This window comes from Campylobacter sp. BCW_6877, from assembly GCF_001762445.1.
GTDB classification, from domain to species: Bacteria; Campylobacterota; Campylobacteria; order Campylobacterales; family Campylobacteraceae; genus Campylobacter_D; species Campylobacter_D jejuni.
On the sequence record NZ_MJWW01000059.1, the window covers coordinates 224,632 to 246,370 of the forward strand.

At 30.9% G+C, this 21,739-nt stretch carries 19 protein-coding genes and 1 pseudogene; 2 read left to right on the top strand and 18 right to left on the bottom strand.

All coding sequences use genetic code 11. From position 1 onward, the window contains the following. The 14 genes and pseudogenes from AJ936_RS10630 to cetC form a co-directional block, all read right to left on the bottom strand. Positions 1–589, bottom strand: a pseudogene (locus AJ936_RS10630) (highly acidic protein); the annotation flags it as partial. A gap of 56 nt (positions 590–645) precedes the next feature. Then, entirely contained in the window at positions 646–1,413 is a 768-nt protein-coding gene (gene fliR / locus AJ936_RS08420) for a flagellar biosynthetic protein FliR (protein ID WP_002855878.1), read from the bottom strand. Beyond that, complete coding sequence (locus AJ936_RS08425) at positions 1,400–2,035, bottom strand: ABC transporter ATP-binding protein (protein ID WP_070210296.1); 636 nt, start codon at positions 2,033–2,035, stop codon at positions 1,400–1,402. The genes fliR and AJ936_RS08425 overlap by 14 nt, the downstream gene beginning before the upstream one ends. 12 nt (positions 2,036–2,047) lie before the next feature. Beyond that, complete coding sequence (tsf, locus tag AJ936_RS08430; RefSeq protein ID WP_070210297.1) at positions 2,048–3,121, bottom strand: translation elongation factor Ts; 1,074 nt, start codon at positions 3,119–3,121, stop codon at positions 2,048–2,050. Beyond that, the gene (gene rpsB, locus AJ936_RS08435) at positions 3,121–3,912 is read right to left on the bottom strand and encodes a 30S ribosomal protein S2 (protein WP_070210298.1); all 792 of its coding nucleotides are present in this window, start codon (positions 3,910–3,912) and stop codon (positions 3,121–3,123) included. Before rpsB ends, tsf begins: the two co-directional genes overlap by 1 nt. Before the next feature lie 115 nt (positions 3,913–4,027). Continuing rightward, positions 4,028–5,191, bottom strand: coding sequence for a cyclopropane-fatty-acyl-phospholipid synthase family protein (locus AJ936_RS08440; protein WP_002933865.1), 1,164 nt, complete (start codon positions 5,189–5,191; stop codon positions 4,028–4,030). A 125-nt stretch (positions 5,192–5,316) separates the two neighbouring features. Further along, a complete protein-coding gene (locus AJ936_RS08445) occupies positions 5,317–6,441 on the bottom strand; it encodes a cytochrome c1 (protein WP_070210299.1) in 1,125 nt (374 codons plus the stop codon). Next, positions 6,438–7,688 (bottom strand): cytochrome bc complex cytochrome b subunit, encoded by a 1,251-nt coding sequence (locus AJ936_RS08450; RefSeq protein WP_002852758.1) that lies wholly within the window; start codon positions 7,686–7,688, stop codon positions 6,438–6,440. Before AJ936_RS08450 ends, AJ936_RS08445 begins: the two co-directional genes overlap by 4 nt. Before the next feature lies 1 nt (position 7,689). Continuing rightward, positions 7,690–8,193 carry a ubiquinol-cytochrome c reductase iron-sulfur subunit gene (gene petA / locus AJ936_RS08455; protein WP_002852880.1) on the bottom strand — a complete coding sequence of 168 codons (504 nt, stop codon included), beginning with the start codon at positions 8,191–8,193 and terminating at the stop codon, positions 7,690–7,692. Between the two features lie 89 nt (positions 8,194–8,282). Continuing rightward, on the bottom strand, positions 8,283–9,569 hold the full coding sequence (locus tag AJ936_RS08460; RefSeq protein WP_044779087.1) for an arsenic transporter: 1,287 nt from the start codon (positions 9,567–9,569) through the stop codon (positions 8,283–8,285). Beyond that, positions 9,570–11,429: a tRNA uridine-5-carboxymethylaminomethyl(34) synthesis enzyme MnmG gene (gene mnmG / locus AJ936_RS08465; protein WP_044779086.1), complete on the bottom strand. Its 1,860-nt coding sequence runs from the start codon at positions 11,427–11,429 to the stop codon at positions 9,570–9,572. 87 nt (positions 11,430–11,516) lie between these two features. Beyond that, entirely contained in the window at positions 11,517–12,014 is a 498-nt protein-coding gene (gene cetB, locus AJ936_RS08470) for a bipartate energy taxis response protein CetB (RefSeq protein ID WP_002861897.1), read from the bottom strand. Between the two features lie 17 nt (positions 12,015–12,031). Continuing rightward, positions 12,032–13,411, bottom strand: a complete 1,380-nt coding sequence (cetA, locus tag AJ936_RS08475; protein ID WP_070210777.1) for a bipartate energy taxis response protein CetA — start codon at positions 13,409–13,411, stop codon at positions 12,032–12,034. Positions 13,412–13,530: 119 nt separating this feature from the next. Beyond that, positions 13,531–14,025: an energy taxis response protein CetC gene (cetC, locus tag AJ936_RS08480; RefSeq protein WP_070210778.1), complete on the bottom strand. Its 495-nt coding sequence runs from the start codon at positions 14,023–14,025 to the stop codon at positions 13,531–13,533. Between the two features lie 261 nt (positions 14,026–14,286). Between cetC and AJ936_RS08485 the strand changes: the two genes are divergently transcribed. Beyond that, entirely contained in the window at positions 14,287–15,663 is a 1,377-nt protein-coding gene (locus AJ936_RS08485) for a cation:dicarboxylate symporter family transporter (RefSeq protein ID WP_044779083.1), read from the top strand. Here the strand turns inward: AJ936_RS08485 and AJ936_RS08490 are convergent. After that, positions 15,660–16,466, bottom strand: coding sequence for an inverse autotransporter beta domain-containing protein (locus tag AJ936_RS08490; protein WP_044779082.1), 807 nt, complete (start codon positions 16,464–16,466; stop codon positions 15,660–15,662). The two genes, AJ936_RS08485 and AJ936_RS08490, sit on opposite strands and share 4 nt — an antisense overlap. Before the next feature lie 141 nt (positions 16,467–16,607). On the opposite strand from AJ936_RS08490, the gene AJ936_RS08495 reads away from it, so the two are divergent. Continuing rightward, a complete protein-coding gene (locus tag AJ936_RS08495) occupies positions 16,608–18,134 on the top strand; it encodes an inorganic phosphate transporter (RefSeq protein WP_044779081.1) in 1,527 nt (508 codons plus the stop codon). A 7-nt stretch (positions 18,135–18,141) separates the two neighbouring features. On the opposite strand, the gene AJ936_RS08500 is transcribed toward AJ936_RS08495, so the two are convergent. The 3 genes from AJ936_RS08500 to gatB are packed head-to-tail and all read right to left on the bottom strand — an operon-like array spanning position 18,142 to position 21,641. Next, on the bottom strand, positions 18,142–19,320 hold the full coding sequence (locus AJ936_RS08500; protein ID WP_044779080.1) for a metal-dependent hydrolase: 1,179 nt from the start codon (positions 19,318–19,320) through the stop codon (positions 18,142–18,144). Positions 19,321–19,329: 9 nt separating this feature from the next. Next, complete coding sequence (locus AJ936_RS08505) at positions 19,330–20,226, bottom strand: NAD(P)H-dependent glycerol-3-phosphate dehydrogenase (protein ID WP_079396983.1); 897 nt, start codon at positions 20,224–20,226, stop codon at positions 19,330–19,332. Next, positions 20,223–21,641 (bottom strand): Asp-tRNA(Asn)/Glu-tRNA(Gln) amidotransferase subunit GatB, encoded by a 1,419-nt coding sequence (gatB, locus tag AJ936_RS08510; protein ID WP_044779078.1) that lies wholly within the window; start codon positions 21,639–21,641, stop codon positions 20,223–20,225. Before gatB ends, AJ936_RS08505 begins: the two co-directional genes overlap by 4 nt. Positions 21,642–21,739: the final 98 nt, after the last annotated feature.

Below are 21,739 nucleotides of genomic sequence, written 5' to 3' on the forward strand. Positions count from 1 at the left end.
TGCCATCTTCTAAAGTTAAATCTAAATCAGTTTGAGTGTCTTCTTGAATCTGTTCTTTAGTTGCTTCTTGTTCTAAATTTTCATCTTCTAAATTTTGAGTTTCTAAAGTTTCGTTTGCATTATCATCTTGCGCATTATCATCAAAACTCAAATCTTCCATTCCATCTGAATTTATATCTAAAGAATTTTCATCAGGCAAATCATCTAAATCTAAATTATCTAAATCCAAGCTTATATCGGCATAAGGATTTTCATCATTACTTAATATTGGCAAATCAATAGATGTATGTTTGTTTGTATCTTTATTATTAAGTAAATTTAAAAAATCTGTAGGTAAAAAAGGTTTTTGTAAAATTTGTGCATCTATATCTACATTTTGATTTCGCGGGGCTAAAAAAATCAATCTATCGCATTTTTCTTTAAGAATTTTTAAAGGTGCTGGAGTATCACTATCTACAACAATCACATCATAATTACCCAAATTTTCACTATAAGCATTAAGTTCTTCAAAATCATAAGACATTTTTTTAGCACTAAGGCTTACAAGTCTTGAAACTACAGGGTTTTCATTTAAAAGTAAAATTTTCATCACTTTAATCCTTGAAAAATAATCACTATTTTACGATAATTTCATTTATCCTTTCCTTAGGAGAAAAAAAGAGTTTGCATATGAGTAAAAAGTTCTAAAATTAAATTTTTAAAATATTGCATCATAACTAGTAAAATAGCAATCAAAACTACAAAGCCTAAAGCTATCTTTATAGGATATCCAATAACTAAAAGATTAAATTGTGGCATTGTTTTCATCAAAAGTCCAAAAATAACATCGGCTAAAAGTGAAATTCCAAGTATGGGAAAGCTCATAGTAAAACCTATGATGAAAATATTAAACATACCCATATTTAGATAATGCATTAAATTCTCATGCGGATAAAATCCACCTAAACTAATATAACCCAAAGAATGACTTAAAAACAAAAGCATTAAATGATGGCCATCAAAAGCAAGAAAAAACATCAAAGCAAGCAAATTTAAAATTTGAGATGTGATAGGCATACTCGTTCCAGAACTTGGATCTAATATACTTGCCATAGTAAATCCCATAGTAAAAGCAATCTGCTCGCCTGCCATCATAATAATAGCAAAAATAATTTGAAGCATTAATCCTGCTATCATTCCAAAAATCACTTCACTAATAAGCTGTAAAACAAAAAAACTATCTAAATGCAAAGATTCTAATCTAGCCAAAGGATATAAATACATAGTCAAAAATAAAACTATAGTACTTTTTATCACCATAGGAATAGAATTATGTGAAAAAAAAGGAAAAAAAACTATAAGACCACTCATTCTAGCAAGAAGCAACATAAAAGTTACAACATTTTTATCACCTAAATAATTAACAAATTCCATTGGCGTTTATAGTATAAGTTTTATCACAAAAACTTGCAAGCTTGCTATCGTGAGTTACAAAAAATAAAGCTGCATCATTTTCTTTAACATAGGATATTAAAAGCTCGATAACATTTTTAGCATTATCAAAATCCAAATTTCCAGTTGCTTCATCAGCAAAAATAATCTTTGGTTTTTTACAAAGCACACGTGCGATACTCACACGCTGTTGTTGTCCGCCGCTAAGCTTTCCTATTTTTTGATACAAAAGCGTATCAATACCTAACCTTTTTAAAATTTTCTCATCTAAATCTTGACCTGATAAAACACTAGCAAGTTCGATATTTTCTAAAGCTGAAAAACCTTTAAAAAGATAATGTGTCTGAAAAATAATACCAAAATCATAACGGCGAATGTTTAATCTTTCGTTTTCATCTATCTGATAAAGACTAGAACTTTTAAAAAAAACTTCACCTTTTTTTGGAATCAATAAAGAAGAAAGTATATGCAAAAGAGTAGATTTACCACAACCACTGCTCCCTTGAATAGCAATGCAATCTTTAGTATTTAAAGTAAGATTTAAACCCTCAAAAAGCGGATAATCAAAACTATGGCTTAAATTTTCCGCTCTTAAGAGTTCCATTTTTAACCGTTTTTAAAGTTGTGCAGCAACTTCAGCCGCAAAATCTTCAGTTTTCTTTTCTAAACCTTCGCCAACTTCAAAGCAAATAAATTCAACAATTTTAATTTTTCCGCCAAATTCTTTTTCTTTTTCAGCGATCACTTGTTCTACAGTTTTTTTATCATCCATTACATAAAACTGACCCATTAAAGTAAGTTTGCTATCGAGTTGAGAATTATCAGCTATAAAGCTATTCATTTTACCTGGGATAATATTGTCCCAAATTTTTTCAGGTTTACCTTGAGCTTTAAGCTCTTCTTTGATTTTTTCTTCAGCTTCTTTTAAAATTGCATCACTTAATTGTTTGCGACTTGCAAATTGAGGAATTTTATGTTCAGGTTTATTTGGATCTTTAAGTCTGCGTCTTTCTTCATTTTCTTTTTCAAGTTCAGCAACCAAAGCTTTGTATTCATTTTCAACAAAAGTCATATCCAAATCTTCATAACTTAAATAACTTGGTCTCATTGCTGCAATATGCATACAAATTTGTCTTAACAAATCTCTTGATTTTGAAGCCACTTCAGCGCTATTACAAGCTGCAGCGATCACAACACCAACACGGCCATTTGTATGGATATAACCATTTACAACGCCGTTAGCACCTGCTTTTAAAGTTGCAAATCTTCTTACAACTAAGTTTTCTCCTATAGTTGCAATTTGACTTTTTAAATATTCTTCAAATTTTATGCCATTGATTGTGCTTGAATGAAGTTCTTCCACACTTTGTAAGCTATTACTTTGAATATGAGCTGTAGTATCTTTTGTTAAGGCGATAAACTGATCATTTTTTGCCACAAAATCTGTTTCGGAATTAATCTCACTTACAGTTGCGCTTGTAAAATCATCGCTTACTTTTACACTTACTAAACCTTCTGCAGCAAGTCTATCTGCTTTTTTAGCAGCCTTGCCTAAACCTTTTTCTCTTAAAAGTTGCACTGCTTTATCAAAATCTCCATTAGTTTCACTCAAAGCATTTTTACAATCCATCATCCCCGCACCTGTACTTTCGCGGAGTTCTTTTACCATTGCAGCAGTGATTTCAGCCATTATTCTTGCTCCTCACCGAAGTCTTCTTCGCTCATCGCTTCATCTAAAACTTCTTTTTTCTCTTCATCAGTGATTTCTTTTTCTTTATTTGGTAAAGCTTCACCATCTTGTTCTCTTAAAGCTTTTCCCTCATTAATCGCTTCAGCCATTTCTTGACAGAAAAGTTGCACTGAACGAATTGCATCATCATTTCCTGGAATAGGATAAGTTACCAAATCAGGATCGCAGTTTGTATCTAGTGGAGCTACAACAGGAATTCTTAATCTATTTGCTTCTTGAACAGCAATTTTTTCTTTTACTGTGTCAACAACAAAAATCATATCAGGTTGAGTTTTCATATAACGAATTCCACCTAAATAAGCTAATAATTTTTCTTTTTTTCTTGTAAGCATTAAAGCTTCTTTTTTAGTTAAAAGCTTAATACTTCCATCTTCTTCCATTTTTTCAATTACTTCTAATTTTCTAATTGATTGGCGAATAGTACCAAAATTTGTCATCATACCGCCAAGCCATCTATGATTTACATAAGGCATACCGCATTTTTCAGCGTATTCTTTAATCGCTCCACCTGCTTGTTTTTTTGTTCCAACAAAAAGTATAGTTTTTCCTTCAGCGGCAGCATCACGAACGATATTATAGGTATATCTAAAATATCTTAAAGTTTTTTGTAAATCAATTACATAAATACCTTTTCTCTCGCCAAAAATGAATTTTTTCATCTTTGGATTCCAGCGTCTTGTTTGATGTCCAAAATGCACACCACATTCTAATAAATCTCTCATACTAACCATGAGTTTCTCCTTATAAATTTAGCTTTATTCCTCCACATCCCTTAATTTACACAAGCTAAAAAGGATTGATGTGTGTGAAATGAAGCTAGGATTCTATCAAATTTAAGTTTAGTTTTTACTTATATATGTATTCTTTAGTGAGACTTAAATTATTATTAATTTCCTTTGTGATTAAAAATTGGAACAAATCCACGCTTCCAACACGAAAAGCAGAGGCGCAAGAACGAAGGTATAAATCCCACATTCTTATAAATTCTTCATCATATTTTTCCCTTACCTTGTCCAATACTTTATTAAAATTTTCATCCCATAAATCTAAAGTTTTTGCATAGTGCATTCTTAAACTTTCTGCTAGAAGAAGATGAAAATCCCATTCACTCATAGCACTTACAACCTCTCTTAAAGAAGGCAAATATCCTCCTGGAAAAATATATTTATCTATCCAAGCATTTGTTTTTCCTTCAAACATGGCTAAAATAGAATGTAAAAGCATAGAACCTCCAGGTTTTAAAACTTGTTTTACTTTCATAAAATAAAGTCCTAAATTCTCTTTGCCTACATGTTCAAACATACCCACAGAAACAACTTTATCAAAATAATTTTCAAATTCTAAATCTTGATAATTTTGAAGTCTTATTTCTATTTTATCTTCAAGATCAAGTTCTTTTACTCTTTCCTTGGCTTTTTTACACTGCTCCTCTGAAATAGTAATTCCAACAACTCTAACTCCATACTTTTGAGCCGCCATAATAGAAAGCCAACCCCAGCCACAACCTATATCTAAAAGCTTTTCTCCTTCTTTTAAATCAAGTTTTTTAAGAGTATGTTCTATTTTGTTAATTTGAGCTTCATAAAGAGTATTATTAGGCTCTTTAAAATAAGCGCAAGAATAGCTCATAGTATCATCAAGCCAAAGCTTATAAAAATCATTACCTATATCATAATGACTTTTAATATTTTTACTTTCCTGTTTTTGGGCTATTTTACTCAAGATATCCTCTGTATTTTTTAAAAAACGCTTATTTGAAAAATAATACAAAACTTTAGCTATTTCATCATAATCACCTTCTATTTCTAGTTTAGACTCCATATAATGTTTTGCAAAAACTAAACTCGTATCACTAAATAATTTTAAAAAAGGTATTTTTTCTTTGAAAATTAAAGAAAATTTAGCAGACTGATTACCCACATGAAATTCTTCTTGATCCCAAAATACAATTCTAAAATTTCCATAATTCCATTTTGAAAGAATAAATTTAATCATTTGTTTTTCAAGCATGACATACTCCAATTAATAAGAATTATTATTTGATAGTATCTCTTAATTAGGTTTAAAAATTAATAAAAATGAAGAAAAAATAAGATTTTTGCCATTATCATTAAATAATGGCAAAAAATGTAATATTAATGTAATTTAGACCAAACAGAGCGCTTCCAACCTATAGCAAAAATACTTAAAATTACAAAGAATATCATTACATAAATTCCTGTAGTTTTTCTTTCTTCTTTCTTGCTATCACCTACTTGATCAATATAAGATACAACCTTAGCCTGTGCAGCTTCTGTTAAACCTACTCTTGGCATAGCGGTTCCTGGAAGAAGTTTTTGAGTGTTATTAATAAAATCATGTAAATATTGCTCACCACGAGATCTTATCATCATAGAAAGATCAGGCGGAACAGAACCTAAATAAGTTTTTAAATCATTTTGATTTGATGGAGTAAAAAAGCTATCGTATTTCATATCATGACAACGTCCGCAAGCCTCAATAAAAGTTGCTTTATCTTTAGCAAATTTTATATCTTTTTCCATTAAAGCCACTTTTTGAGCACTATTTTCCATTTTAGCATATTTTGCCTCAACATCTTTCTTAATAGTAGCATCTTCATTGGCTTCAAATTTAACACTCACATCTTTAAGATAAGCAATTACATTGGCTATATTTGCATTTGTAGCTTCTTCACTTTCTCCTGAATTATCTTTATTGTAAGCTGTCATAATAAAAGCATCACCAAATTTATGATCTACTTTTAAAGCAAGCGCAGGATGCATAATCAAAGCTGCTAAAAATTTTTCATCAAAAATAGCACCAGCTGCACTAAGATCAGGTGGTATTACTCCCATAGAAGAATCAGTAATATTAGCTGTTATTCCATCTTCTTTTAGACCATGACATGCAAAACAGTTATTTTCAAAAAATTCTTTACCTTTTTTTGCATCACCCTTAGCAAAATCGATCTTTGCAACATCTGCCCAAAGTGTTTCAACTTTACTTAATTCTTCTTTTGCTTTTTCAAGTTCTTTGTTTGCACTCTCTATTCTTTTAGCATCTCCTGAAGCTTGTGCATCTTTTAGAGCTAATTCTTTAGCTTCAACTATACCTTTTGCAAAAGTAGTATCTTCAACAGCAAAATCAAAATTTGCAGGAGCAACATGAGGTTTCATCACTGAATGAGCATAAGGCTCTACCCCCCAATATACAAGCGCAGTAAAAACTACTACAACTAAAAATATTTTTATTTCTCTCATTGTTTAGCTCCTTTTCTCTCCATAATAGTAATAACCGGTAAAACTACAATAAGTAAAAGTAAAAATACTATAGAAGCGTAAAATCCTACCCAAGCATTTACACCTGTTGGAGGTAATTTTCCATAAACTGTTAAAACAATTAAATCAATAAGCAATATCCAAAACCAAATGAAAAATAAAGGTCTTTCATGAGCTGGTTTTACAACATCACTTCTATCAAGCCAAGGAAGCAAGAAGAAAATCACTTGAGCAATACCAAATGCAGCCAAACCTATATCAAAAGCTTTAATACCTGCAATATCAAAGAAAAATCCTCTTAAAACTTCATAACTCCATAAGAAATACCACTCAGGATAAATATGAGCTGGTGTTTTAAGCGCATTAGCCGGATCAAAATTAATTGGATCCATTGCAAATTCAAATTTAAAACAGACTAAATAAAAGAAGAAAATCATAAAAAAGCTTATATACATAAAATCTTTTGATAAAAATCCTGGCCAAAAAGGAATCACTTTAGAACCCTTTGTGTCACCTGCCATGTACTTTTCAGCCTCTAAGTCAAAGTCAAGTTCTTCAGAAATTTCATTATTAACATGAGGAATTCTTAAAGAATAGAAGTGAAATGCTATAATAGCAATGATAACTATAGGAAGCAAGCACACATGAAGCATAAAAAATCTTGTTAAAGTTGGATCAGAAACCGCATAATCTCCACGAATCCAAATCACAAGTTCAGGGCCAATAAATGGTATCCCTCCAAAAAGATTAGTGATTACTTGAGCTGCCCAATAACTCATTTGTCCCCAAGGAAGCATATAGCCACTAAAAGCTTCAGCAGAAAATACAACAAACAAAAGCATACCGCTAACCCAAATCATTTCACGACCTTTCTTATAAGAACCGTAATAAATTCCTGTTAACATATGTATGTATATAATCAAAAATACAACAGAAGCGGCAACACCATGCATGTGACGCCAAAGCCATCCATAATCCACCTCTTGCATAATAGTCTTATTCACACTATCAAAAGCAAGTGCAGTATCTGGTTTATAATACATTACAAGTAAAAGTCCTGTAACAAAAAGCACTGCAAAAAGAGTGGTTAAAATAACCCCCATTGCCCAAAGAAAGTTAATTTGCTTTGGTATCCAATACTTTACCATTAAAACATCAAGTAGTTTATGCACTGCAAGTCTTTGATCAAGCCAATCTACAAGACCATTAGCTTTTCTAATTTGTGCCATCTTAAGCCTCCGCTATCATTTTTTTATATTCAGGACCCTCTTCGCCTAAAACAAGTTTGGTTCCATCGATCTTAAAAGGAGGAATTTCAAGAGGCTTTGGAGGAGGTCCAAAGACATTTTTTCCACTTGTGTCAAATTCTCCACCATGACAGGCACATTTAAACAATTGCTCGCTTGGTTGGTAAGCAGGTATACAACCCAAATGCGTACAAAGTCCTATAACCACAGTATAAGCTGCGTTATCTACCACAACATCACGTTTTTCATCTTTTGGCATACTCGCATCTTTTTTTAATATAAAAATAGGCTTTTTACGCCATTCTATAGTTCTAAGCTCTCCATCTTGCATTCCTGATAAATCTACTGTAGTAAAACCTGCAGCTTTGACACTTGGAAGTGGATCCCAAGTTTTTTTCATCGCAACAAGCGAGAAAACACCGCCTACAGCAGCTACGCTTCCAAATGCAAAGCCCATAAAGCTTCGTCTACTCTCAGATGTAGCCATAACTTGTCCTTTCGATTTTATTTTTTAACCAAGTTAAAAGTTTATCGAAATTAAAATAAATTTTTTCTTTGTTTAACAAATTTTGATATTTAGACAATAAGAGCAAAAAGAGAAAAAACAAGCACAGGTAAAGTTATCAAAAAGCCAAATTTAGAATATTGCCAAAAAGAAATATTAATGCCTTTTCTAGCCAAAACTCCAAGCCAAAGCAAAGTTGCCAAAGAACCTATTGGCGTAAGTTTTGGGCCTATGTTTACCCCCAAAAGATGCGCATAAATCATCAAGGAATCAAAAGAAAAACTTTCAAAATATTCTTTTAATGCCAAATCGCCGATTAAAACCATAGGCAAATTATTAAACACAGAAGATCCAAAAGCCGAAATCAAAGCCACACCAAAAATTCCACTCTTATCTTGCATCAAAAAAGCATAGCTTTTAACCAAAATTTCGCTCACGCCTATTTTATGTAAAGCAAAAACCACCATATAAAGCCCAAAACTAAAAAGCAAAACTCCATAAGGTGCTTCAAAAAGAATTTTAACACTTTTTTTACCTTGAATTTTTAAAACAATAAGCCAAAAAATTCCCGCCCAAAGCAAAGCAAAAAAACTTATTTTAATATCAAAAATTTCACCTATAAAAAAACTGATCACAAAAAGAAGTAAAAATACTATGCAAAGAAAAAACAATTTCAATGAAATTTGCTCTTTTTTGACTAATTTAAATTCAAGCCTTTTAGGCAAAACTCTCCCATAAAGCATAAAAACCATAACTATAGTAGAAAGCAAAACAAAAAAATTTGGCAAAAACATATTTTTAGCAAATTCTAAAAATTCTATCTTAAAATAATTTGCTGTAATAATATTGGTTAAATTTGAAATAACCAAAGCGTTTGAACTTGCATCACATAAAAAAGAAAGACTAAGCAAAAAAGAACTTAAAATAAAAACATGATTTTTACAATCTTTAAGAGTTGAAAATAAAGCTATAATAATAGGTGTAATGATTAAAATCGCTCCATCGTTAGCAAAAAATGCAGAAAGAAAAAAGACAAAAATCAACAAAAATAACATCAATTTTTTTGTGCTAATATAAATTTTTTCTTGATTTTTCTCTCTAGAAAAATGCAAAATTTTACTCGCAATAAAATCAAAAAATCCCAAAGCTTCCAAGCTAAAAGAAAGGATAATCAACCCAACCAAAGTTAAAGAACTATCCCAAACCAAAGAAAAAACAAAATAAGCGTCTGTAAAATCTACCAATTGAAAAATAAAAACAAAAAAAGCTCCCAAGCTAGAAAATACCCAAATAGGTAAATTCCATGGACGCCAAAAAAGTAAAATTAAAGTAGATAAAAAAATAAAAAAAGCAAGCATTTAAGCTTTTTTCTTTTGCATTTTGATATAAATTTGCAAAATATCCAACGCCGCAGGAGTGATTCCACTGATTTGACTTGCAGCAAAAATAGTTGGAGGTTTATGATGATTAAGCTTTTCTACAACTTCATTACTCAAACCGCTTACACTTTTAAAATCAAAATTTTCAGGAATTTTAAGCTCGCTAAGATTTTTCATTTTTTCTACTTGAGCTTTTTGCATACTAATGTAATGATAATACTTTGCCTCATTTAAAATCTCTCTTAAGGAGTAATGATCCATAGTTTCAAACATAGGATCAAGTTTTTTTAATTTTTCTATATCAAAACTTGCTCTTGCGACAATTTTTTGAAGATTGACTATAGAAGAAATTTTATCTTCTCCTAAACTCTCTAAAAAAGCATTATTTTGGTTATTAGGTGTGAATTCTTTAGAAAGTAAAAATTCAAGTCCTTTTTGAAGATTGTTTGCGATATTTTGTATATAAGTAAAATCTTGCTCACTTAAAAGCCCTAAATCATAGCCATATTTTCCGAGTCTAAGTATAGCATTTTCTTCCCTTAAAAGCAGTCTAAATTCCGCTCTTGAAGTAAACATTCTATAAGGTTCTTTTGTACCTTTTACTACCAAATCATCAATTAAAACTCCTATATAAGCTTCATCACGCCTTAAAATCAAAGGCTCTTTCATATCTATGCTTAAACTTGCATTGATTCCTGCCATAAAGCCTTGTGCTGCAGCCTCTTCATAACCTGTAGTTCCATTAATCTGTCCTGCACAATAAAGATTTTTAATCTTTTTAAGTTCTAAAGTATGCTTAAGTTCAGTTGGCTCTATATAGTCATATTCTATAGCATAACCAAAACGGGTTATTTTAGCATTTTCAAAACCCTTTATAGAACGCAGCATTTGAATTTGCACTTCATAGGGCAAAGAAGTAGAAAAACCATTGATATAATACTCCGTTGCATCGATAGTTTGAGGCTCTATAAAAAGATGATGACTTTCTTTGTCGCTAAAACGATTGATCTTATCTTCTATAGAAGGACAATACCTTGGCCCCACGCCTTCAATCTGTCCTGTAAAAAGTGGGGCACGATAAAAATTATTCTTAATAACCTCATGTGTAGTTGTATTAGTGCGTGCGATATAACAAGGAAGTTGAGTAGGATTAAAATTTCTTGAACGAAAACTAAAAGCTTTAGGATTTACATCGCCATCTTGGATTTCAAGTGCGCTAAAATCAATACTTTTTGCATCTACTCTTGGGCAAGTTCCTGTTTTTAAACGCCCCATTTTTAAACCCAAAGTTTGTAGATAATTGCCTAAATTTACCGAAGCAAGCTCCCCTACCCTTCCTGCTTGAAGTTTATTTTCGCCTATATGAATGAGTCCATTTAAAAAAGTCCCTGTTGTAAGTATCACTTTTTTGGCAAAATATGTATTTTCTAAATTTGTTTTTACGCCTTTAACCTCATCATTTTCTACGATTAAAGCATTCGCTTGTTCTTGAGAAATTTCTAAATTTGGAAGTTTTAAAAGTTTATTACGTGCAATGATACGGTATTTATCCATATCAATTTGCGCCCTACTTCCTTGAACGGCTACACCCTTACTTTCATTTAAAATGCGAAATTGTATTCCCGCTTCATCAGTGATTTCACCCATAAGACCACCCATGGCATCAAGTTCTTTTACCAAATGCCCTTTAGCAAGCCCACCTATAGCTGGATTACAGCTTGCTGCTCCTATTTGCTCAATCAATGTAGTTAAAAGTAAGGTTTTTTTACCCATTCTAGCAGCAGCAGCACTTGCTTCAACACCCGCATGTCCACCACCTATAACAATGACATCAAACATATTTTGCCTTGAAAAATGTGAATTTTTAAAAGAAAGATTATATAATATTTAGACTTAAAACAAACTCGTTTTAAGTCTAACAAAAATTTATTTAGCTTCTTGGAGAGAGAAAATTAACTCATTATAAGTTTTATCTGCATCTTTGCAGAAATTTTTAAGCATCTCAACACCTTTATTTAAACCTTGTTGCTGTTCTACTCTTAAAAGATCACTATAAAGGCTTTCTATTGTAGAAATAGCGCTTTTATTTGGCATACGACGAACGGAATAATAGCCTATGATATTATTATTAATGTCTATTGATGGAGTTACATTTGCAAAAACCCAGTAGTAATTGTTATCTTTAGTTTTGTTTTTTACGTAAGCAAAAATTTCCTTACCCTCTCTCATATAATCCCATAAATATTTAAAAACAGTTTTTGGCATCTCTTCATGTCTTACTATATTATGAGGTTTATTTAAAACTTCACCCATGGTATAACCTGCATACTTTAAAAAATCATCATTTGCATAAACTATTTTACCTTTTAAATCTGTTTTAGAAGTAATTAAACTATCTTCTTGTAAAAAAATTTCTCTTGACATTTTCCCACCCTCTTAATTTATATTTTTAATTTTGCTAAGATTTCAGCACTTCTTTGCTCTAGTGATTTAATATCATTTACAATCGCATCATAAGCTTTTTGATCGATATAATCTTGACTTGATTCTTCTATTGCTTTTTTAGCATTATCTTTTATAAATTCTTTAGCTAAATTTAACTCAGTTTCAGAACTAAGTTCATTAATAACACCTTGAGCTCTCTCATCTTGACAAAGATTAGAAATTGGATCTACACTTTCAAGATTGAAATTTTGAGCCCCATTTAAATTTAAATATATATTTGATTTATAAAGAATATGATCGATTTTAACCACAGACAAAATCAATCTCTTTGCAAAGGATCCAAAATTAACACCAAGAGCACTACTATTTTCTTCTAGACGTTTAAAAGCTTGAGAAAATTTATTAATTCTTTCTTCAGATTCGCTAACAATGTTAAAAACTTGATCGCTGCCACTTTGGATATTTACAAAATCCTGTTGCATAGTCTGAATTGCAATGGAAATTTCGCTTGTAGATCTTTGAGTTCTTTCTGCTAACTTTCTAACTTCATCAGCCACAACCGCAAAGCCCCTACCATGTTCTCCTGCACGTGCAGCTTCAATAGCAGCATTTAAAGCTAGAAGATTAGTTTGATCAGCTATATCGCGTATTACTTCAACCACTGAAGTAATATTTTGGGAATTAGCTACAAAAGTTTGTACTGTTTCCTTGCTCGAATTTACAACATCCATTAAAGAACCCATAGCACTTTGCAAAGAATCCACCTCTGAGCCATTTTCTGTAGCTGTATGAGTAATAGCATCAACTGTATCATATACATTTTTCATCATGCTAATATCTTGATTTAATGAGCTAGAAATTTGAGACATATCTTTATTTTGATTTCCAAGGCTTAAATCCATTAAAGTTCTTGATAAAGCATTTTTAAAAGTGGATCTTGCTGTCACTTCTATATTTGCTAAAGCTTTATTTATAAATTCGATATTATGAGCAAAAATTCCTTTTAAACCTTCAGGCAAAGCTTTGCGATAAAATTCACCTTTTTGAGAACAAGAAATAGAAGTATTAATTTCCCTTAAGTAGGCTTCTAGTCCATCAATAGTATTGTTAAGATTATCTGCTATTTCGGCTAATTTTTTGCTTTTTGTTTTTACATATATCATTCTATTGTCAAAATTTCCTTCTTTTAACTCTCTACAAAGAACCAAAAGTTTATCTATCATCATTTGCTCATCTTTGTGTTGTCTAAGCAAATAAATCATTAAAACAGCGATTAAAATAAAAATTATCGCTCCAATATAAATATGAATAAAAATGGCACCCAAAACACCGATAATACTTAGAAAAATAGTTAATAATAATCCATTTTTCACCATAAATTTACCCCTTTTACTAAAAATTTTTTGAAGTCATAAATTAAAATAATACTTTAATAATATATTACTTTAATTTTTAGGGGAAGATTATATAATAAAAAAGATTAAATATATCTTATTTAGTTATCTTCTTGTAAGTTAAAAACAAGTTCATTATAAGTCATTTTATAAGAACTTACAATATCCATTAAAGCTGAAACTCCAGCATTAATGCCTGATTTTTGCTCTTTTTCAAGTAAAATTTTATAAACTTCTTCAATTATAGGAAGAGATTTTCTATTAGGCGCACGACGAACAGAATAGTAGTTGATGATATTTCCATTGGCATCAAATGAAGCACTTACATTTGCAAACACCCAGTAAAAACTACCATCCTTGGCTTTATTTTTTACAAATGCAAAAATTTCTTCTCCTTTTTGAATATAATCCCAAAGACATTTAAATACAGTACGTGGCATATCTTCATGTCTTACTATATTATGAGATTTATACAAAAGCTCATCGACTTTATAACCTGCGTATTTTAAAAAGTCATTATTGGCATAAATGATATTCCCCTTAAGATCTGTTTTAGAAGTAATTAAAGCATTTTCAGACAAAACTATTTCTTTCATAATTAAAACATCCCAATAAAACAAATAAATCAAAAATAGAATTATTACTAACAATAAACAATAAAAAGTATACTAAATTATAAAATTTTCAAAAAATATTTTAAATTTTATAATGCAAATAATGAGAAATTTTGTAACATTTATATAAAAAATTATCATATCATGTAAAAGAAAGTATTTCTAGATTTGTTTTTTTGTTAAAATTTACAATACGCATTGTTAAAATTATATTTCACAAAAGATCAAAAGGAGTGAATAAACTTGGAAACTTTAAGTCAAACTTTAGCTGAAAGAAAACCGCCTTTATATAAACGTATTATAAAAAGTCTTGGATTTTGGGTGATTATAGGCATTATTACAGGTATTATACTTGGTTATACAGATAAAGAATTAGCCATTGCTAGCAAACCAGGAGTTGATTATTTTATAGGTGCTTTAAAGGTTCTTATAGGTCCTATTATTTTTGTTACTTTGGTTTTGGGCATCATTAGTCTTGAAAGTTTAAAAAAAGTAGGTAGTATTGGCGCTAAAGCGGTTATCTACTTTGAAGTTGTAAGTACTTTAGCACTTGCTATAGGTATTTTTATGGCAAATGTTATGCAACCAGGCCATGGAATGAATCTTGATCCAAGTCAACTTGATACAAAAAGCGTTCAAAAATATATTTCTCAAACCACAGAAGTAAGCGCGAGCTCTGAGATCATGCATATTTTAAAAGATGCTATGCCTACTGATATTATCACGCCTTTTACAGAAGGAAAAACCATACAAGTTTTAGTCATTGCTATAATTACTGCTTTGATTATTTCTTTAATGAGAATAGAAGATAAACAGGCAATTCAAAGAGTTTTTGAAGTGGTACAAAATTTTGTTTTTAAAATTCTACAAATCATTATGTATTTTAGTCCTATTGCCGCCTTTTCAGCAATGGCTGTACTCATAGCTCAATACGGAATTGGCTCTTTGATCAACTTAGCATATTTACTTTTAGTAATGCTGATTTCATGTCTTGTTTTTATATTTGGAATCTTAGGCCTGATTTGTTATTTTGCAAAAGTAAATATCTTCAAATTTATGAGATTTATCTCAAGAGAAGTATTGATCGTTTTTGCAACCAGTTCAAGCGAGTCTGCGCTTGCTCCTTTAATGAGAAAACTAGAAAAAGCAGGACTTTCTAAAGCAACAGTCGGACTTGTTTTACCAACGGGATATAGTTTTAATCTTGATTGTACAAATATTTATCTAGCTATGAGCTTAATCTTTCTAGCACAAGCTTTCAATGTAAATTTAAGTTTAGCACACGAAATCAGTATTTTAATAGTATTAATGATAGCCTCAAAAGGTGCAGTAGGTGTAACTGGATCAGGTTTTATAGTGCTTGGAAGTACGCTTGCGGCTCTAGGAAATATGGAAATTTCAGAAGCAAATGCAACCTTAGCGCAAGTTCTACCAGTAGCTGCCATAGGTGTTCTTTTAGGTGTTGATAAATTTATGTCTGAAATGAGGGCTGTTGGAAATCTTTGTGGAAATTCAGTAGCAGCTTTAATCGTTGCTATCTGGGATAAACAAATTGATCGGGAAAAATTCAACTATGCTATGGATAATCCAGAAAAATTCCATAATGCTGGAATGAACTAATGGGTTCTTTGGAGGAAATCATATCGATTAACCTCCTCTAAAGTATTATCTTTTTTCCTAAATTGTTTTAAAAAACTTTCATTGAAATTAAAACTAAATCCAACTTGAACAACGGTATCATCAACAGTCTCTCTTGCGCTATAATCACGACGCAATAAATTTAAACTAAATACACTATAAGGAGAGTAAGATACTTGATAATTAGTTTTATCATTATCCTTGCTTATATCAAAAGCAAAAGCGGTGTAAGTTGGAATTACAAAACTCATTCCAAGCTGTAAATTTTTTTCTGCTTCATTGGGTATGTAATAATTACTATAAGCCTTTATAAATTTACTATAACCAAACTCTGCACCAAAGCTTTTAGTATCTTTTTGTTCCTTTTGTTTGTCAATAAAACCATTAACTCCAAATAAAAAATCATCTTTTTCATAACGATTGATTAAGCCCCCTGAGTAATTATAATTATCTTGAGCCACAAAAAGTTCTTTTTGAAAAAGCAAAGAATTATTCTCTCCCTCATAAAGAGAACTTAAATTTTTAACCTGCGCGTTTTCGTTTTGAAAATCTAAATTCCCATCTGTTTTATCTATACCATTATTATTTTCTAAAGTTTTTGAAAGCAAGCTATCAAAAGTGCTTTTAAAATCCACATTCTCTTCTTGAATTTTTGGAGCTTCTTTGGTATTTTTATAATCAAAGTGCTCCCAAGAATTTTGATTATTATTTTTTGCTAAAGCCTCTGTAAGTTCATCGGCATTGAGTAAAGAAAACAATGCTATTATATAAAAAATACCCCTCATTATTCTTATATTCCTTATTATTTCTTGTTTGAGTATTTATTATAAAAAAATAATATAAATAAAAATTCCACAAAGACTAAAAATTAAAATTAGCAAATTTAAAGTAAATAAGTGTATAATTAAAATAAAAAAGGGTTATTAATGCAAAAAGACAACCTCATAGCTTTTGTTATTTTTATTATCAGTGCTATCGCATTTGTTATTTGGGGATTTGGTTATATTTCGCAACATCAACTCATTCTTTTTATTCTTGCTTCTATATTTGGCATTTTTATGGCATTTAATATAGGTGGAAATGATGTAGCCAATTCTTTTGGAACAAGCGTTGGTGCAAAAACAGTAACCATTAAACAAGCTTTAATTATAGCAGCTGTTTTTGAGCTAAGCGGAGCAATCTTCGCAGGCGCAGAAGTTACTAAGACCATACGCAGCGGTATTGTTATTTTTCCAAATTCTTTAGATCCTATGCTTTTTGTTATCATTATGCTTGCTGCACTTTTAAGCTCTGGGGTTTGGATTTTTATTGCAACCAAGAAAGGCTTACCTGTATCAACCACACACAGTATAGTTGGTGGGATTGTAGGTGCTAGCATTATGATGGGGCTTTTAAAATTTGATGGGATCCAAACACTCTCTATGGTTAAATGGAGTGAAATTTTAAGAATAGCTATTTCTTGGGTAGCTTCTCCTCTTTTAGGGGGTATTGTAGCTTATATTATTTATTCATATATTGATAAGAAAATTTTAAAACCATCAGAAAAACTAAATGACGATTTGAAAAATATCAAAAAAGAAAGAAAAAAATTCAAAGAAAAATATTTTTTAAATTTAAAAACAAAATCCCAAGAAGAACAAATTAAAGAACTTTCCGCTATAGCTTTGGATGAAGAAGAACAAGAAAATAATTTCTATAGAAATAAAATGAAGGAATTTAAGGATCAAGAAAAAGATATAGATATTTACTCTATTTTAAAAACTCATATGCCAATCATTGCTTGTATTGCTGCTGCTATCATTTCGGCAATGTTTTTATTTAAAGGTTTAAATAATGTTAGCACTTTGGATATTTTACAAAACTTTTGGATTATCGGAATTATAGGAACTATAAGTTATGTTGTAACATTTGCTATAGTCAAAATCGTTAAAAAAACAGAACTTAATAAAACTACTGATAGAATTTTCTCATGGTTTCAAATATTTACAGCTTCTAGTTTTGCATTTTCACACGGAGCCAATGATATAGCCAATGCTATAGGTCCTTTTGCAGCGATTTTAGATGTCTTAAAAAACGGCACAATTAACGCGACTTCTCCTGTACCTTTTGCTGCTTTAGCTATGTTTGGAGTTGCTCTAGTTGTAGGACTTTGGTTTTTAGGTAAAGAAGTGATTACCACAGTGGGTTCAAAACTTGCAACCATACGCCCTACTACTGGATTTTCTGCAGAACTTGGTGCAAGCATAGTTATACTCTTAGCTACACAATTTGGAATTCCTGTTAGCTCCACCCATATACTCATAGGTGCTATCTTGGGTATAGGAGTGTATAATAAAAATGCAAATTGGATTATGATGAAGCCTATAGGATTGGCTTGGATTATCACTTTACCAGCCGCTGGTATTATGGCAGCACTTGTATTTTTAGGATTTAAACTATCTTTAGGAATTTAAGTAAAGCTTATTTTTCTAAAATATTTTTTCCTTTAATTATATGCATTTTAATCTTTCCAAAAAGTTTATCCTCAGAATAAAGAGAACTTTTTGGAGCAAAAATTTCTTCATTCTCATCAAAAAGAACTAGATTAGCTTCTTTTCCGACTTCTATAACTCCACTATTCAAACCTAAAAATTTACTAGGATTTTTACTTGTAAATCGACAAAGCTCTTGCCAATTTAAAAATCCTTCTTTGATTAAAAAAGTATAACAAAGACTTATAAATTCGCATACGCTATGAATTCCAAAAGCCGCTTCATCAAAAGCTAAATCTTTTAAAGAAATTGATTTTGCACTATGTAGGGAAGTTAAAAAGCTAATCTTTCCTTCTTTTAAAGCCTCTCTTAAAGCCAAAACATCTTCTTTGCTTCTTAAAGGTGGCATAAGTTTCGCAGCAGTATTAAAATCTTCACAAGCACTATCATCTTTGATAAGATGATGAATGCTTACAAGTTTTAAATCCTTTTCATCTAATAATACTAAAGAATCTTTCAAACTTAAAAGATCAAAAATAACTTTATTTTTATAAAATTTAGCCAATTCTTTCATTTTAGCTATCTGGCTAGTTTCAGCGATTTTACTCATGCCTATAAGCCCTAGCTCAAAACTCATTTCACAATCATTCATCACTCCATTATCATCAAAATCCTTATCATAACAACGCACAAAAATTGGAGAGTCTTTCATAAAAGCATATTGTGAACTTACTTTTAAAGTATTTGCATCTAAAGAGCTGTCAAGTTCTAGAGCACAAGCACCTTTATTTAAAAGAGTGGCTAAATTTTTAAGCTTGCCGTTTGTATCCTTAACCCGCACACTTGAAAAAATTTGCATCTTTCTTTGAGCTAAATTTTGTAAAAATAAAGCAAAACTTTCTTCATCAAAATCCATGCAATCACGCAAAACTATACTAGAAATTCCTCCTTTTAGACACTCATTTTCCAAAAGCTCTAAATTAGCTAAAGAAAATTTATCGTTTTTTAAACTCACACACAAATCCACAAAAGATGGAAGTAAAGTCATACCTTTAGCATCTAAAATTTCTTCGCCTTTTAAATTAGAACCAATATTGGTAATTTTTCCTTCTTTAATCTCTATATCTTGTAAAGAATTTCCATAAATTTTTGCATTTTTAATTATCATGATTTTTCCTTAATCATTTTGCTTTAATAAATTCTGCGTTGCTTCTTGCACGCTTTTACCCTTAAAAATTGCCACTACTTCATTTACAATAGGTGTATAAATTCCTTTCATTTTTGCTAATTTTTCTATGGCATAAGCAGTTTTTACACCTTCTGCTACTTCATTAAGTTCGGCTAAAATACTATCTAACTTTTGATTTTGCGCCAGTTTTAAACCCACTCTATAATTTCTTGATAAAACACTAGTTGCAGTTAAAAACAAATCCCCTGCTCCACTTAACCCTAAAAAAGTTTCTTCTTTAGCGCCAAAAAATTTACCAAAACGGTGCATTTCTATAAGTCCTCTTGAAATCAATGCTGCTCTTGCATTATTGCCAAGTTTTAACCCATCACTAATCCCACTTGCAATCGCCAAAACATTCTTATAAGCACCACAAATTTCAGCACCACGCACATCATTATCAATATAAGTTTTAATAAAATCAGGGAAAAAACTTGCAAATTTTTTACAAAGCCCTTGATTTATCCCACTAATCATCAAAGCAGTAGGAAGTTTTTGCATTACTTCAGCAGCAAAAGAAGGACCACTTAAAACACAAAAATTTTCTTTTGGTACAAAATCTAAAAAAATTTCATCTAAAAATTGACAACTTTGATCTTCTATGCCTTTTGAAGCAATTAAAATTTTTTGTCCCTTGTTGATAAAATTTTCTTTAAGCCAAGCACGCATTCCTTGAGAACTTAAAGCAAAAATAAGATATTCACATTCTAAAGCTTCTTTTATACTAACAAAATCTTCTAAATCACGCTGATGCAAAGAACTGATAAAGCAATTGTGATTTTCTTTTAAGGCTAGATGTAAAGCACTGCCCCATTTTCCCGCACCAATAACCGCTATACGCATCAACCAAGCTTTGCTTTTAAAATTTCATTTACTTTTGCAGGATTAAAAGCTCCTTTGCCTTCTTTCATTACTTGACCCACAAAAAATCCAAAAAGCTTCTCTTTACCACTTTTATACTCTGCAACCTTATCAGCATTTGCATTTAAAATTTGTTCAATCACCGCTTCTATGGCTGAGTCATCACTTACTTGCTTAAGTCCTAGCTTTTCTATAGCTTCATCAATTTCCATGCTAGTATTTTCAAACACAAAAGCTAAGACATCTTTAGCCGCTTTTGCACTGATAGTGCCATCTTCTATGCGTTTAATTAAAACTCCAAGCTTTTGAGCATCTACGGGAGAATTTTCTATAGTCAATTCTCCTTTTAAAAGTCCCATAAGTTCAGTATTTAACCAATTTACACAAAGCTTAGGATTTAAATTTTGAGAAATAAGACTTTCAAAAAAACGACTCATTTCTAAAGAACTGATTAAAACCTCAGCATCACTTTCTTTTATACCAAGCTCGTCTATAAAGCGTGCTTTCTTCTCATCAGGAAGTTCAGGGATTTTAATATCCAAAAACTCATCTTTTAATAAAACAGGCAATAAATCAGGATCTGGAAAATAGCGATATTCTGCCGCTTCTTCTTTACCACGCATACTTCTTGTAACTAAATTTGTTGTATCAAAAAGTCTGGTTTCTTGAACTACTTCTTGTTCGTAAGTTCCATCTTCCCAAGCCTCACTTTGTCTTTTTACCTCATATTCTATAGCTTTTTGGATAAAACGAAAAGAATTAAGATTTTTAATCTCTACCCTAGTATAAAGTTTTGTATCACCCTTAGGTCTTATACTAACATTTGCATCGCATCTAAAACTTCCTTCTTGCATATTTGCATCTGAAATGTCTAAAAAGCGTATGATAGAATGAAGCTTTTTAAGATAAGCTACTGCCTCATCGCTACTTCTAAGCTCAGGTTCGCTGACAATCTCAAGCAAAGGAGTTCCTGCGCGATTTAAGTCCACTTTAGAAAAATTATTTTCGTGGATATTTTTACCTGCATCTTCTTCTAAGTGTGCTCTTGTAATACCTATGCGTTTATTTTCACCCTTTACATTGATAAAAAGCTCACCCTTTTCTACTATAGGGATATCAAATTGTGAAATTTGATAAGCCTTAGGTAAATCTGGATAAAAATAATTCTTACGATTAAAAACACTTTTTTTATTAATTGTTGCATTGACAGCTTTTCCAAAAGCTATAGCTTTTTTTACAACCTCTTCATTTAAAACAGGCAAAGCTCCTGGTAAGGCCAAACAAGTGGGACAAACATTGGTATTTGGAGCTTCTCCAAAAGAAGTTGCACATGAACAAAAGATTTTTGTTTTAGTATTTAATTGAGTATGAACTTCAAGACCTATAACTACTTCAAACATAAAATTTCCTTGAATTTTTAAATGCTTTATTTTATCTTTTTTTCTTTTAGAAAAGGCTTTAAATATTAGACTTTGATTTGTATTTGTTTAATTTTAAA

What these genes read in the sequence shown, in the direction of transcription:
- petA (WP_002852880.1), bottom strand. Translation starts at nt 8,193, where the DNA reads ATGGCTACATCTGAGAGTAGACGAAGCTTTATGGGCTTTGCATTTGGA.
- AJ936_RS08440 (WP_002933865.1), bottom strand. Translation starts at nt 5,191, where the DNA reads ATGCTTGAAAAACAAATGATTAAATTTATTCTTTCAAAATGGAATTAT.
- tsf (WP_070210297.1), bottom strand. Translation starts at nt 3,121, where the DNA reads ATGGCTGAAATCACTGCTGCAATGGTAAAAGAACTCCGCGAAAGTACA.
- gatB (WP_044779078.1), bottom strand. Translation starts at nt 21,641, where the DNA reads ATGTTTGAAGTAGTTATAGGTCTTGAAGTTCATACTCAATTAAATACT.
- cetC (WP_070210778.1), bottom strand. Translation starts at nt 14,025, where the DNA reads ATGAAAGAAATAGTTTTGTCTGAAAATGCTTTAATTACTTCTAAAACA.
- AJ936_RS08495 (WP_044779081.1), top strand. Translation starts at nt 16,608, where the DNA reads ATGCAAAAAGACAACCTCATAGCTTTTGTTATTTTTATTATCAGTGCT.
- AJ936_RS08445 (WP_070210299.1), bottom strand. Translation starts at nt 6,441, where the DNA reads ATGAGAGAAATAAAAATATTTTTAGTTGTAGTAGTTTTTACTGCGCTT.
- cetB (WP_002861897.1), bottom strand. Translation starts at nt 12,014, where the DNA reads ATGTCAAGAGAAATTTTTTTACAAGAAGATAGTTTAATTACTTCTAAA.
- mnmG (WP_044779086.1), bottom strand. Translation starts at nt 11,429, where the DNA reads ATGTTTGATGTCATTGTTATAGGTGGTGGACATGCGGGTGTTGAAGCA.
- rpsB (WP_070210298.1), bottom strand. Translation starts at nt 3,912, where the DNA reads ATGGTTAGTATGAGAGATTTATTAGAATGTGGTGTGCATTTTGGACAT.
- AJ936_RS08425 (WP_070210296.1), bottom strand. Translation starts at nt 2,035, where the DNA reads ATGGAACTCTTAAGAGCGGAAAATTTAAGCCATAGTTTTGATTATCCG.
- AJ936_RS08500 (WP_044779080.1), bottom strand. Translation starts at nt 19,320, where the DNA reads ATGATAATTAAAAATGCAAAAATTTATGGAAATTCTTTACAAGATATA.
- AJ936_RS08460 (WP_044779087.1), bottom strand. Translation starts at nt 9,569, where the DNA reads ATGCTTGCTTTTTTTATTTTTTTATCTACTTTAATTTTACTTTTTTGG.
- AJ936_RS08450 (WP_002852758.1), bottom strand. Translation starts at nt 7,688, where the DNA reads ATGGCACAAATTAGAAAAGCTAATGGTCTTGTAGATTGGCTTGATCAA.
- fliR (WP_002855878.1), bottom strand. Translation starts at nt 1,413, where the DNA reads ATGGAATTTGTTAATTATTTAGGTGATAAAAATGTTGTAACTTTTATG.
- cetA (WP_070210777.1), bottom strand. Translation starts at nt 13,411, where the DNA reads ATGGTGAAAAATGGATTATTATTAACTATTTTTCTAAGTATTATCGGT.
- AJ936_RS08490 (WP_044779082.1), bottom strand. Translation starts at nt 16,466, where the DNA reads ATGAGGGGTATTTTTTATATAATAGCATTGTTTTCTTTACTCAATGCC.